This window comes from Pseudomonas sp. 2957 (genome assembly GCF_031456345.1).
GTDB lineage: Bacteria > Pseudomonadota > Gammaproteobacteria > Pseudomonadales > Pseudomonadaceae > Aquipseudomonas > Aquipseudomonas siliginis.
Map to the genome: position 1 here is coordinate 243,382 of NZ_JAVDUL010000005.1, position 13,312 is coordinate 256,693.

11 protein-coding genes and 1 riboswitch are annotated in these 13,312 nt (G+C 62.2%); of the genes, 6 read left to right on the plus strand and 5 right to left on the minus strand.

Annotated features, from left to right (window positions below; all coding sequences use genetic code 11):
- Positions 1–20 precede the first annotated feature (20 nt).
- Positions 21–767, plus strand: a complete 747-nt coding sequence (locus J2Y39_RS19350; protein ID WP_016771974.1) for an RsiV family protein — start codon at positions 21–23, stop codon at positions 765–767.
- On the opposite strand, the gene cytX is transcribed toward J2Y39_RS19350, so the two are convergent.
- Both cytX and thiC read right to left on the minus strand, forming a co-directional pair.
- Positions 736–2,028, minus strand: coding sequence for a putative hydroxymethylpyrimidine transporter CytX (cytX, locus tag J2Y39_RS19355; protein WP_310219226.1), 1,293 nt, complete (start codon positions 2,026–2,028; stop codon positions 736–738). The genes J2Y39_RS19350 and cytX overlap by 32 nt on opposite strands.
- 69 nt (positions 2,029–2,097) lie before the next feature.
- Positions 2,098–3,987, minus strand: a complete 1,890-nt coding sequence (gene thiC / locus J2Y39_RS19360; protein WP_310219228.1) for a phosphomethylpyrimidine synthase ThiC — start codon at positions 3,985–3,987, stop codon at positions 2,098–2,100.
- Positions 3,988–4,132: 145 nt separating this feature from the next.
- A riboswitch (TPP riboswitch) is annotated at positions 4,133–4,238 on the minus strand.
- A 204-nt stretch (positions 4,239–4,442) separates the two neighbouring features.
- Between thiC and J2Y39_RS19365 the strand changes: the two genes are divergently transcribed.
- Entirely contained in the window at positions 4,443–5,876 is a 1,434-nt protein-coding gene (locus J2Y39_RS19365) for a TolC family outer membrane protein (RefSeq protein WP_150638304.1), read from the plus strand.
- Positions 5,877–5,967: 91 nt separating this feature from the next.
- Here the strand turns inward: J2Y39_RS19365 and waaA are convergent, their stop codons facing one another.
- Both waaA and J2Y39_RS19375 read right to left on the minus strand, forming a co-directional pair.
- A complete protein-coding gene (gene waaA / locus J2Y39_RS19370) occupies positions 5,968–7,242 on the minus strand; it encodes a lipid IV(A) 3-deoxy-D-manno-octulosonic acid transferase (protein ID WP_310219230.1) in 1,275 nt (424 codons plus the stop codon).
- An 11-nt stretch (positions 7,243–7,253) separates the two neighbouring features.
- Entirely contained in the window at positions 7,254–8,150 is an 897-nt protein-coding gene (locus J2Y39_RS19375; protein WP_122751680.1) for a LysR family transcriptional regulator, read from the minus strand.
- 108 nt (positions 8,151–8,258) lie between these two features.
- Between J2Y39_RS19375 and J2Y39_RS19380 the strand changes: the two genes are divergently transcribed.
- The 4 genes from J2Y39_RS19380 to J2Y39_RS19395 all read left to right on the plus strand — a co-directional run bounded on the left by J2Y39_RS19380 (position 8,259) and on the right by J2Y39_RS19395 (position 11,779).
- The gene (locus J2Y39_RS19380; RefSeq protein ID WP_150638310.1) at positions 8,259–8,591 is read left to right on the plus strand and encodes a multidrug efflux SMR transporter; all 333 of its coding nucleotides are present in this window, start codon (positions 8,259–8,261) and stop codon (positions 8,589–8,591) included.
- A 202-nt stretch (positions 8,592–8,793) separates the two neighbouring features.
- On the plus strand, positions 8,794–9,969 hold the full coding sequence (locus J2Y39_RS19385) for an FAD-binding oxidoreductase (protein ID WP_056787503.1): 1,176 nt from the start codon (positions 8,794–8,796) through the stop codon (positions 9,967–9,969).
- A complete protein-coding gene (locus J2Y39_RS19390) occupies positions 9,966–10,778 on the plus strand; it encodes an aldo/keto reductase (RefSeq protein ID WP_095180984.1) in 813 nt (270 codons plus the stop codon). Before J2Y39_RS19385 ends, J2Y39_RS19390 begins: the two co-directional genes overlap by 4 nt.
- A gap of 32 nt (positions 10,779–10,810) precedes the next feature.
- Positions 10,811–11,779, plus strand: coding sequence for a hypothetical protein (locus tag J2Y39_RS19395; RefSeq protein WP_056787497.1), 969 nt, complete (start codon positions 10,811–10,813; stop codon positions 11,777–11,779).
- An 84-nt stretch (positions 11,780–11,863) separates the two neighbouring features.
- Here J2Y39_RS19395 and hldE read toward each other — a convergent pair whose 3' ends face one another.
- The gene (hldE, locus tag J2Y39_RS19400) at positions 11,864–13,285 is read right to left on the minus strand and encodes a bifunctional D-glycero-beta-D-manno-heptose-7-phosphate kinase/D-glycero-beta-D-manno-heptose 1-phosphate adenylyltransferase HldE (protein WP_041477636.1); all 1,422 of its coding nucleotides are present in this window, start codon (positions 13,283–13,285) and stop codon (positions 11,864–11,866) included.
- Between the last annotated feature and the right edge of the window lie 27 nt (positions 13,286–13,312).

A 13,312-nucleotide genomic window follows, 5' to 3' on the forward strand; every position in this document is an offset into this window, starting at 1 on the left:
CTGCTTTCGAAAGGACGCCCATGTCGCTTTTCAAAATTGCCTCTGTGGCCGCTATTGCCCTGACTCTGGGCGCTTGTGCCAGCCTGTTCCAGCCCAACTATCGCACGCCGCTGGAAACCACCCGCGACGCCTCGGAACAACTCAAACCCGGTTGTTCCAACCCCGATTGCCCGCTGGTGAACATCGACACCCTGCGCTTCCCGGACGAGCCGGCGCTGGATGGCATCATCGAAAAACGTCTGCTGCAAATGACCCGCACCGAGAAGAACGCACCCGTAGCGCCAACCCTGGCCGCCTACCGCGAGCAGTTCCTCGCCAGCGCCGGCCCGCGCAACAGCAGCTATCTGCAAGCGAAAGTACGCGAGCAGCATGACGGACTGGTGATCATCGAGCTGTCGAGCTACCTCGACACCGGCGGCGCCCACGGCACGCCGGGTCGCGGTTTCATCAACTATTCGCGCCAGCAGCACAAGGTGCTGAACCTGTCCGACATGTTGCTGCCGGGGCAGGAAGAGGCGTTCTGGAAAGCCGCGCAAGTGGCGCACAACAGTTGGCTGATCAGTACCAAACTCGATCAGGAGGCGGAATTCGTCGCGAACTGGCCGTTCGTGAAAACCCCGCACGTGGCGCTGACCTACGGCGGCGTGATCCTCAAGTACGACGTGACCACTATCGCGCCATATGCGCTGGGCCACGTCGAACTGAAGATCCCTTACCCGCGCCTGAACGGCATTCTCAAGCCTGAGCTGTTTCCCGGCCGTAACTGAAGGCCCGGCCCAGCACCAGTTGAAGCAATCCTGCCAGCACCAGCGCCGGCAGGGTTGCGCCGACATCCGGATACAGATTCGCCAGCAAGTGGTAGGTGCTCACACCACCCAGCCACGCCAGCAACGCCGGCCAGCGCAATGCGGCTGACGCGACCTGAGCACTGCGTTTGCGCAGGATGAAGTGATCCACCAGCACCACGCCGAACAGCGGCGCGAACACCGAGCCGATCAACAGCAGGAAATTCTGGTACTGCGCCAATGGCGCCAGCAGTGCGATCAGCGTGCAGATCACGCCGATGGCCAAGGCCAGATGCTCGACTTTCAGACGCAACAGAATCCCGCTCGAGACCGCTGCCGAATGTATATCGGCAAAAGCGTTTTCCGACTCGTCGAGCAGAATCAGCAACAGCGGAATGCCCAGGCCGGCGCCAGCCAAGGCCAGCAGCAACGCATTGACTTCACCGCTCGGCGCGAACGCCAGGGTGTAGGCCACGCCAAGGCTCATCAGCCAGAAGTTACCGATGAAGAAACCGACAGCCGTGCCACCGAAAACATTCTTCGCACGCTTGCCGAAACGCGAGTAGTCGGCAATCAGCGGCAGCCACGACAGCGGCATGGCGATGGCAATGTCGAAGCCCACGGCGAACGGCATCGAACCGTCACCGGCGCGCGCCCACAGCGCCGCGAGGTCGGCTTTGGCGAACAGGTTCCAGGTCAGCCACAGGCACGCGGCGAGCAACAGCCAGATGCCCCACTTGCGCAGAATCTGCCGCACGAACGTCAACGGCCCGCTCACCGCGAGCAAGGTCGCCAGCGCACCGAAGAACAGCGTCCACAGAATCGGATTGGCCCACAGCGAGCCTTCGCTGAAGGCGCGGCTGCCGAGCAGACTGGCAGCGTCGCGCATGACGATGATTTCGAACGAGCCCCAGCCGATCAGTTGCAGCAGATTGAGCAGCGCCGGCAGGCTCGCGCCTTTGCTGCCGAGGCTGAGCTTCAGCGCCGCCATCGATGAAAGGCCGGTGTCGCTGCCGATCACGCCGACTGCAGCCAGCAACAGCACGCCCACCAGCGTGCCAAGGAAGATCGCCAGCAAAGAACCGGACAGACCCAGACCCGGCGCGAGCAATGCGCCGGTCTGCAAAACCATCAGGCCGATGCCGAGGGAGAACCACAGGGAAAGCAGATCGCGCCCGCCGAACACACGCTTTGCAGCGGGGACGGCGAGATCGGGGGAATAAGTGCCGGGTTGAATGCTCAAGGGTGTTATCTCAAAGGGACATTTGGTGTGATCGTTCCCACGCTCTGCGTGGGAACGATCAGTACGGGGTCAAACTTTCTTGTACAGCTGACTGCCTTCCTTCTTGAACCGCTCGGCCTGTTCCGCGAGTCCTTTGGCGACGTCCACGTCGACCGCATCGATGCGTTGGTTGGCTGCGTATTCACGGACTTCCTGGGTGATCTTCATCGAGCAGAATTTCGGCCCGCACATTGAGCAGAAGTGCGCGACCTTGGCCGAGTCCTTCGGCAGGGTTTCGTCGTGATAGGAGCGCGCGGTGTCCGGATCCAGGCCGAGGTTGAACTGGTCTTCCCAGCGGAATTCGAAACGCGCCTTGCTCAGTGCGTTATCACGAATCTGCGCGCCCGGGTGTCCCTTGGCCAGGTCCGCTGCGTGGGCGGCGATCTTGTAAGTGATGATCCCGGTCTTCACGTCATCCTTGTTCGGCAGGCCCAAGTGCTCCTTCGGCGTCACGTAGCAGAGCATCGCGCAACCGAACCAGCCGATCATCGCCGCGCCGATACCCGAGGTGATGTGGTCATAGCCCGGAGCAATGTCGGTAGTCAGCGGGCCGAGGGTGTAGAACGGCGCCTCATCGCAGCATTCGAGCTGCTTGTCCATGTTCTCTTTGATCAATTGCATCGGCACGTGGCCCGGGCCTTCGATCATGCATTGCACGTCGTGTTTCCAGGCGATCTTGGTCAGCTCGCCGAGGGTTTCCAGTTCGCCGAATTGCGCTTCGTCGTTGGCGTCGGCAATCGAGCCCGGACGCAGGCCATCGCCCAGCGAGAAGCTGACGTCGTAGGCCTTCATGATTTCGCAGATTTCGTCGAAGTGGGTGTAGAGGAAGTTCTCTTTGTGGTGCGCCAGGCACCACTTGGCCATGATCGAACCGCCACGGGAGACGATGCCGGTGACGCGTTTGGCGGTCAGCGGCACGTAGCGCAGGAGCACGCCGGCGTGAATGGTGAAGTAGTCGACGCCCTGCTCGGCCTGTTCGATCAGGGTGTCGCGAAACAACTCCCAGGTCAGGTCTTCAGCGACGCCGTTGACCTTCTCCAGCGCCTGATAGATCGGCACGGTACCGATCGGCACCGGCGAGTTGCGGATGATCCACTCGCGGGTTTCGTGAATGTGTTTGCCGGTGGACAGGTCCATCACCGTGTCCGAGCCCCAGCGAATGCCCCAGGTCAGTTTCGCCACTTCTTCTTCGATCGAAGAACCCAGGGCGCTGTTGCCGATGTTGCCGTTGATCTTCACCAGGAAGTTACGGCCGATGATCATCGGTTCCAGTTCGACGTGGTTGATGTTGGCGGGAATGATCGCGCGGCCACGGGCGATTTCTTCGCGGACGAATTCAGGGGTGATTTCTTGCGGAATGCTTGCGCCGAAGCTGTGGCCGGCATGTTGCTGCTTGAGCAAACCGGCCGCACGGGCTTCTTGCAGTTTCATGTTTTCGCGGATGGCAACGTATTCCATCTCGGCGGTGATGATGCCTTTGCGCGCGTAGTGCATCTGGCTGACGTTGGCCCCGGCCTTGGCGCGGCGCGGGTTGTTGACGTGGGCGAAGCGCAGTTTGGTCAGCTCGGCATCGGCCAGACGCTGCTGGCCGAAGTTCGAGCTCAGGCCCGGCAGGCGCTCGGTATCGCCACGGTCATCGATCCACGCTGAACGCACATCGGCCAGACCTTTGCGCACATCGATGACCACGTTCGGGTCGGTGTACGGGCCGGAGGTGTCGTAGACCGTGACCGGCGCATTGATCTCGCCGCCGAAATCGGTCGGGGTTACATCGAGGCTGATTTCGCGCATCGGCACGCGGATGTCCGGGCGCGAGCCCTGAACGTAGATTTTTTGCGAACGGGTGAACGGCTTGACCGATTGCTCGTCGACCATGGCCGAGTCACTCAGGTTGATCGCGTTTTTTTCTTTTGTTGTCATCACGGGCTCTCCAGACAGCATCCAGCAGTGGATTGTCGGAGCAGAACCTGAAAGGCACGGACGCACCAGGACCGGTGCTGTGCATTCGTCATGAGCGTTCGATTGTCGAACAATATCCCGGACGAAGCACAAGAGGACTCGCCGGGTGACGAGAAATCTTGTTCCCTACGCAGGCGCTAACCTGATCAGGTTCAACGGGATCCGAAATTATTCGATCTCAGCCTCATAGCAAGGCACCCCGACAAGAACCCGGCCAGTCTAGACACAACCACCGAGGAACGCCAACACCGCAGCGAACGCCATGATGAATGGCGTAAATACCCAGGCTGGCCGATTGTTGCCGGAGCAATGCGCAACTACACTCGCTTGGCCTGCCCAGCCTTGACGCTGTGCGGGCTGCGCCTTACCTTTGGCGCCCGGATTACTTCCATAATATTCATGCTAGGGATCGCCTCATGCTGCGCAAACTTTCATTGGCTGTTGCCGTGTCCTGTGCGTCCAACACAATGGCCTGGGCAGCGGAAGCACCCTTGTCGACCAAAACCGATCTGGTCAGCGTCTATCAGGAAGCGGTCGACAATAACGCCGACCTCGCGGCGGCCCGCGCCCAGTATGGCGCGCAGAAAGAAGTGGTGCCGCAGGCCCGCGCCGGTCTGCTGCCGAACCTGTCCGGTGGCGCCGAAGTCGCCGACGTGCGCACCTCGATCGACCAGCCTTCGGCCGTCGCCAACCGCAGCGCGCATTCCTATCAGGCGACACTCGCGCAGCCGCTGTTCCGCGCCGATCGCTGGTTCCAGTATCAAGCAGCCAAAGACGTCAACGAACAGGCCGCGCTGCAGCTCTCGGCCACCGAGCAGAACCTGATCCTGCAGAGCGCCGAAAGCTACTTCAACGTGCTGCGCAGCCAGGACAATCTGGCCTCGACCAAGGCTGAAGAAGCGGCGTTCAAACGTCAGCTCGATCAGTCCAACGAGCGCTTCGATGTCGGCCTTTCGGACAAGACCGACGTGCTGCAATCGCAAGCCAGTTACGACACCGCGCGAGCCAACCGCATCGTCGCCCAGCGTCAGGTCGATGATGCGTTCCAGGCGCTGATCACCCTGACCAACCGTCAGTACAACTCGATTCAGGGCATCGTCCACACGCTGCCGATTCTGCCGCCTTCGCCCAACGATGCGAAATCCTGGGTCGACACGGCGGCGCGGCAGAACCTCAATCTGCTCGCCAGCAACTACGCGGTCAGCTCCGCCGAGCAGACGCTCAGGCAGCGCAAGGCCGGCCACTTGCCGACCCTCGATGCCGTGGCGAAATACGAGAAAGGCGACAACGACGCCCTCGGCTTCGCCAACCCCAACTCGTTCGGCGCACCTTATGGCGGCAACGTCGAGCAGAGCACGCTGGGCCTGCAACTGAACATCCCGATCTACAGCGGCGGGCTGACCAGTTCGCAAGTGCGTCAGTCCTATGCGCAACTGGATCAGAGCGAACAGCAGCGCGAATCGCTGCGCCGGCAAGTGGTGGAAAACACCCGCAATCTGCACCGAGCGGTAAACACCGACGTCGAGCAGGTGCAGGCGCGCCGCCAGTCGATCATCTCCAACCAGAGTGCGGTGGAAGCCACGGAAATCGGTTATCAGGTCGGCACGCGCAACATCGTCGACGTGCTCGACGCGCAGCGCCAGCTGTACACCTCGGTGCGCAACTACAACAACACCCGCTACGACTACATCCTCGACAACCTGCGCCTGAAGCAGGCGGCGGGGACGCTGAACCCGGGTGATCTGGAAGATCTGCGGCGCTATCTGAAAGCCGATTACAACCCGGACAAGGACTTCCTGCCGCCGGATCTGGCGTCGGCGGCTGAGGCGCAGCTCAAGGCCCGGCCTTAAGCGCTAAAAACAAAAGATCGCAGCCTTCGGCAGCTCCTACAGGGAAATGCATTCCAACTGTAGGAGCTGCCGAAGGCTGCGATCTTTTTGCTTACTTGATCAATCTGCCCAAGCTATCCAGCAGCCGCTGCAACGCGCCCTGATTGCGCCGCATCACCGCCAGCCCGGCCTCCGCCATGCGCTGCGCATCACGCGGCAGTTCGAACAAGCGCTGCACCTCGACTGCGAGCCCTTCGGCATCATCCACTTCGGCCAACGCCCCGGCTTCGCGCAATTGCGCGGCGATGTCGAGGAAGTTGAACAGGTGCGGGCCGCTGAGTACCGGTTTCGCCAGCGCGGCGGGTTCGAGCAGGTTGTGCCCGCCGTTCGGCACCAGACTGCCGCCGACAAATGCGCTGTCGGCCAGGGCATAGAGAAACAGCAACTCACCCATGGTGTCGCCGAGCAGCACGCTCGTTTGCGCATCGACATTGGCCCCGGTCGAGCGACGTACCGTGGCGAAACCTTCGCGCTGGCACAAGTCGAACACCGAATTGAAACGCTCGGGATGACGCGGCACCAGAATCAGCAACGCATCGGGATGACTGCCCAGCAAACGACGATGGGCGTCGAGCACCACTTCGTCTTCGCCTTCGTGGGTGCTCGCAGCGATCCATACCGGGCGATCCTGCGCCTGCCACCGGCTGCGCAGTTCGGCTGCACGCTGCAACAGTTGCGGGTCGATGGTCAGGTCGAACTTGATCGAACCGGTGACCTCGACAGTTTCCGGACGTGCGCCAAGATCGCGGAAGCGCTGGGCCTCGGCTGCGGTCTGCACGGCCAGCAAACTCATCTCGGCGAGCATCGGCGCAGTGAGTTTGCTGAAGCGGCCATAGCCTTTGGCGGAACGCTGCGACAACCGCCCATTGGCCAACGCCACCGGAATCCCGCGCTTGGCACATTGATGAATATGGTTAGGCCACAGCTCGGTCTCCATGATCACTGCAAGCCTGGGCTGTACGCGATCAAGAAAACGCGCCGCCGCACAAGGCAAGTCATACGGCAGATAGCAGTGTTGAATGCGCGCCTCGTTGGCGAACAGTGCCTGAATCCGCTCCGAACCGGTCGGGGTCATGCAGGTCACGGTGATCGGCAGCGTCGGGTAGCGTTCCAGCAGCGCGCGGATCATCGGCGCGGCGGCAATGCTTTCGCCGACCGACACCGCGTGCACCCAGATGCCACCGGGCTGCAACGTCGGCATGCCATAAGTAAAGCGCTCGCCAATGCGTTTGGCATACGCCGGCGCCTTGCGCGCACGCAGCCATAGTCGAATCGCCACCAATGGCAGCCCCAGGTAAAACAGCGCGGTGTAGAGAGTTCTATTCATGGCGGCGGAGTTTATCGGCTTTTGTCGCCGATCGCCCGCAAGTGCACGGCAAAACGTTCCGCCAGCCAGCGCGCGGCCGGGCCGAGCGGTTCGTCGCGGCGCCAGACCAGTTCCACCACCAGCGCTGGCGGCGTCCATTCGCTGTCGAGCTCAATCATCTGGCCTTGATACGCCGAGTACTGCACAACGTGGCGCGGCAACCAAGCCCAGCCGAGATCGCGCACCAGCCATTCGGACATTACGTAAAAGCTGTCGGCGCGCCACACCTGTGGGCTGGCCGGCTCGTTGCCGGGATAGACGCTGGTCTGCGTCGACATCAGCAATTGCCGGTGCTGCGCCAGTTGCTGGCAGGTCACATAGGAATGCTGCGCCAGCGGATGATTGACGCCACAGACCGTGACCATTTCCACTCGACCCAGCACGCGGCGCTCAAGGGCTTCGGGGATTTCATCGTGATAGAACAGCAGGCCGAGGTCGGCGCGACGTTCGACCAGTTTGCGCGCGACTTCGCCTTGGGCGGCGCTGGTCAGTTGCACTTCCAGGCTGGGAAACTGCTCGGCCAGTTCGCCGAAACTTTCCACCAGCGCCTGATACGGCATCGCCTCGTCCTGAGCCACCCGCAACTGCGCCTCCTGGCCGCGCAGCATGGCCATCGCGCGGCCGTTGAGGCGCTCGCACTGGCGCAACACTTCCCGCGCCTCTTCCAGCAACGCCGCGCCCGCCTCGGTGAGCATCGGCTGCCGACCGCTGCTGCGCTCGAACAGGCTTACGCCCAAATCCTCTTCAAGCATCGCAACGGCGCTGCTGATCGCCGACTGCGCCTTGCGTTGCCGCCGCGCCACGGCGGAGAAAGACCGCTGTTCAGCGACATCGACAAATACCCGCAGCTGATCGAGATTCCATTGCATGCTTGCTACCAACCCATCTATAGAACAGATAGGTAATGACTTTACCCCATCTGAGCAATCCCTAAAATGTCGCCTCAGCAAGCAAAGATTTATTTGAGGATCGAAACCATGAACGCCTACGTCTATCTGGCCATCGCCATCTGCGCCGAAGTGATCGCCACCGTTTCGATGAAAGCGGTCAAGGGCTTCAGCACGCCGCTGCCGCTGATTCTGGTGATTGTCGGCTACGGGATTGCATTCTGGATGCTGACGCTGGTGGTGCGCACCGTACCGGTCGGCGTGGCCTACGCGGTCTGGGCCGGTATGGGCATTGTGATGGTCAGCGTGGCGGCACTGTTTATCTATGGGCAGAAGCTGGATATCCCGGCGATGCTGGGGATGGCGTTGATCGTGCTGGGCGTGGTGGTGATTCAATTGTTCTCGAAAACCGCCGGCCATTAACTGCCAGACACAATCCCCTGTGGGAGCGAGCCTGCTCGCGAATGCGGTACATCAGTCAACACATATGTCGACTGGCATTCCCTCTTCGCGAGCAGGCTCGCTCCCACATTGGCCCATATGTTCGGCATGTTGATCATCGACAAATCCGCCCCTTTCCCGAGTCTGTATACTGCGCCCTCGTCTTGAACACTGAGGTCGCTGCATGCCATCCGTTATTTCCACCGACGTTCTGATTGTCGGCGCTGGTGTCGCCGGCCTCTGGCTGAATGCGCGCCTGCGCGGTCAGGGTTTTTCGACCGTGCTGGTGGAAAGCGCCAGCCTCGGTGGCGGGCAGAGCGTGAAGTCCCAGGGCATCATCCACGGCGGTGCCAAGTACGCGCTGCACGGCGCGCTGACCGGGGCCTCGGAAGCCATCGCCGACATGCCGCGCCGCTGGCGCGAGGCGCTGGCCGGCAATGGTGAGCTGGATCTGTCCGGCGTGCGCCTGCTGTCCGAAGCCCATTACCTGTGGTCGCCAGGCACTTTGGCCGGCAATCTGACCAGTTTCTTCGCCAGCAAAGCCGTGCGTGGCCGGGTCGATCAGGTCAAGGGCGATGAACTGCCGCTGGCCCTGCAAGACAAGCGTTTCAAGGGCAAGGTCTATCGCCTCGCCGAACTGGTAGTGGATGTCCCGAGCCTGATCCAGCGCCTCGCCGAGCTGGCCGGTGACGGTCTGCTCGCCGGGCAGGTCATCGAGCCGCTGCTGGAAGCCGGCGTGCTGGTCGGCCTGAAAGTCGACGGCCGTGAGATCCGCGCCCAGCGCATCGTCCTCAGCGCCGGCGCCGGCACGGCCGAACTGCTTGAAGCCCTGGGCCTGAGCCGTCCGGCCATGCAGCGCCGCCCCCTGCACATGATCCTCGCCAAAGGCCCCGGCTTGAAACCGCTGTACGCGCACTGCCTGGGCGGCGGCACCAAGCCGCGCATCACCGTGACCACGCATCCGGCGGCTGATGGCCAGTGGGTCTGGTACATGGGCGGCGACATCGCCGAAAGCGAAGGCGTGGCCCGCGAACCAGCCGAACAGATCGCCACCGCGCAAAAGGAAATCGCCCAATTGCTGCCGTGGATCGACCTCAGCACCACGCAATGGGCCACCCTGCGCGTCGACCGCGCGGAGCCGCTGCAAACCGGCCTGACCCGTCCGGACAACGCATTCCTCGCCGAGGAAGGTCGCTTGCTCGTCGGCTGGCCGACCAAACTGGCACTGGCGCCGGACTTCGCCGACCGCGTTATCGCCTCGCTGCAACGCGACGGCATCCAGCCGCAGGCGACTGATCCGCTGCCGCCGCTGCCGAAACCACCGCTCGGTGTACCCGCGTGGGAGCAACTGCTGCCATGAGCATCGCCACTCTGCACGAACTGCATCGCCCACTGGGTAGCACCGGCCTGACGGTTTCGCCGCTGGGCCTGGGCACGGTCAAACTCGGCCGCGATCAAGGGGTGAAATACCCCAACGGCTTTCAGATTCCCGGCGATGATGAAGCGCGCATGCTGCTGCGCCAGGCGCGCGATCTGGGCATCAACCTGATCGACACCGCACCGGCCTATGGGCGCAGCGAAGAACGCCTCGGCCCGCTGCTGCGCGGCCAGCGTCAGGACTGGGTGATCGTCAGCAAGGTCGGTGAAGAGTTTGCCGATGGCCTGTCGCGTCACGATTTCAGCGCCGCGCACACGCGAATGTCGGTCGAGCGCAGCCTGCAACGTCTGGAAACGGATTTTATCGATCTGGTCCTCGTGCACTCGGACGGCAACGACATGGCCATCCTCGAGCACGAAGAGGTCTACGCCACCCTCGCGGCGCTGAAGGCCGAGGGCAAGATTCGCGGCTTCGGGTTTTCCGGCAAAACCGTCGAAGGCGGCTTGAAAGCGCTGGAGCAAGGCGACTGCGCGATGGTCACCTACAATCTGAACGAACAAAACGAAAAGGCGGTCATTGACTATGCTGCTGCCCACGGCAAAGCCATTCTGGTGAAAAAAGCCCTGGCCAGCGGTCATGTCTGTCTGAGTCCGGGAGTCGATCCGGTGCGCGCCAGCTTCGAGTTGCTGTTCACTCATCCCGGCGTTGCCAGTGCTATTGTCGGCACGATCAATCCGCTGCACCTCGCCCATAACGTAGCGACCGTTGCCCAGGTCCTGCGTAGTCACTGACGCCGCCCCGCGGCCTTAAGCCAGGAGCCGATATGCCGCGCACGCTCATCCGCAAGAACCCGAGCAACTTCAAGACACTGCCGCTGTTCGTCGAAGCCACGCCCGAAGGCCTGAGCTATCAGAGCGTCGGCATGCCGCTGAACTTCGCCCAGACCCTGCAACGGCGTAAACCGGTCAGCGTCGCCGACAGCGAGCGCTTCGCCCTGGAACTGGCCAACCTCGGAGTGTCCGTGCGCCTGACCCTGCATTGGCAGAATCGCGATTACTGGGTGCTGGTGCGCCAGCGTCGGCAGGATCGCGGCGACGTGGTGCTGAAACTGATTTCCGGCTATGTGCCTGCTCATGAGCTGAACATTCCGCTGCACACGGCGATTCAGGAGATTGCCGAAGAGTGTCTGCTGGAAACCCCGGAAGGCTGGCTCGGCGGGCGCTTCAACGAGACTTGGTTGCCGGCGCCCTACTCCGCTGCGCTGCATTACCGTGAGGCGTTGCCGTTTCGCCTGACGCCGTTGTCCGGTTCGGCGCGTCCGGTGCGCTGCGCCAACCTGCAATTGCTGGAGCGACCAAGGGCGTACGTGCATCTGCCGACGGCGTCCCTGCAATTGATCTATGACTTGCGCCTGGACGTGCCCAAGGAGGCGAAGTCCTTGAGCCTGTTTCATGTCGACGAGCGTCTGGAAGGCGATCAACTGGTGGCGCGGCTCGATCGCAAACGGCCAGACCTGTACTTGATGCCATTGCACGACGGCCAGCCGCTGCCTGAGTTGTACACCCTGAAAAAGGATCAACTGTATCCGGCGAGTACCCGCGGTCTGTATCTGGCCGAAAGCTTCGCGCGACAGGATGGCTGGCTGGTGCGTGATGAGCGGATTCGCTGGAAAGACTGGTTGCGCCAACAGGGCCTGACGCCAGCGGAGAAAGCCACTGGACTGGCACGCCTGCGCGGCAAGGCCAGGCAGCTGCTGAAGAAAATCGTACCGCGCAAGAAAGTGAATTCCTGAAAGCAAAAGATCGCAGCCTTCGACGGCTCCTGCATTGGAATGTATTCCCCTGTAGGAGCTGCCGCAGGCTGCGATCTTTTGATCTTATTGGCCGCGGATCTTTTCCACGATCGCTGTCGTCGAGCTGTTTTCCACCAGCCCCAGGACTTTCACGGTGCCGCCGTAGGCGGTGACGATATCCGCGCCGACCACCTGATCGATACCGTAATCGCCGCCCTTGACCAGCACGTCCGGCTTGACCTCGCGCAGCAGGTTTTCCGGTGTGCCTTCAGAGAAACTGATCACCCAGTCCACCGCGCCGAGACCGGCGAGTACCGCCATGCGGCGATCCACGCTGTTGATCGGCCGGCCCGGGCCTTTCAGGCGGCTGACCGAGGCGTCATCGTTGACTGCCACGATCAGGCGGTCGCCCTGAGCACGGGCCTGTTCCAGATAGGTGACATGGCCGGCATGCAGGATATCGAAGCAGCCATTGGTGAAAACAATCCGCTCGTTGTGCGCACGGGCATCGTCAACCGCCAACAGCAGCTGCTCAAGTCCCAGCACGCCTCGCTCCGAACCTTCTTCGCGCTGAATGGCGCGGCGCAGTTCCGGGGCGCTGATCGCGGCGGTACCCAACTTGCCGACGACGATGCCTGCTGCCAGATTGGCCAGCGCCACGGCGTGCGGCAGTTCTTCGCCTGCGGCAATGGCCGCGGCCAGGGTCGAAATCACCGTATCGCCGGCACCGGTCACGTCGAACACTTCGCGGGCGCGGGCCGGCAGATGCAACGCCGGATGATCCGGACGCAGCAAGGTCATGCCGTGTTCACCACGGGTCACCAGCAGCGCGCCGAGGTCGAGCTCCTGCATCAGGACGGCGCCCTTGCTCACCAGTTCGTGCTCATCGGCGCAACCACCGACGATGGTTTCGAACTCGCTGAGATTCGGTGTGATCAGGCTGGCACCGCGGTAGATCGAAAAGTCCTTGCCCTTCGGATCAGCCAATACCGGTATACCTTTGGCACGGGCGGCCTGGATCAGGGCCTGGTGATTTTTCAGTGCGCCTTTACCGTAATCCGACAACACCAGCACCTTGATGCCTTCAAGCAACCCGTCAACCTGCGCGGCCAGTGCCAGAGCATCGGTGGCGAACACTTCTTCGAAATCGATACGCAGCAACTGCTGGTGCCGGCTCATGACCCGCAGCTTGACGATGGTCGGCTGGTGCGCGATGCGCTGAAACAAGGCGCGCACGCCCGCGCCCTTGAGACTGTTGCTCAGGCTGTCGGCGGCTTCGTCATCGCCGGTCACGCCCACCAGTGATGCCGGTGCACCCAGCGCGGCAATGTTGAGCGCAACGTTGGCGGCACCGCCCGGGCGATCCTCGATCTGCTCGACCTTGACCACCGGCACCGGCGCTTCAGGAGAAATCCGTGAGGTTCCGCCATGCCAGTAACGGTCGAGCATGACATCGCCGACCACCAAGACAGGGGCTTGATCGAATCGCGGCATCGACAATTTCATGGAGCAACCCACATACAAAATGAACAG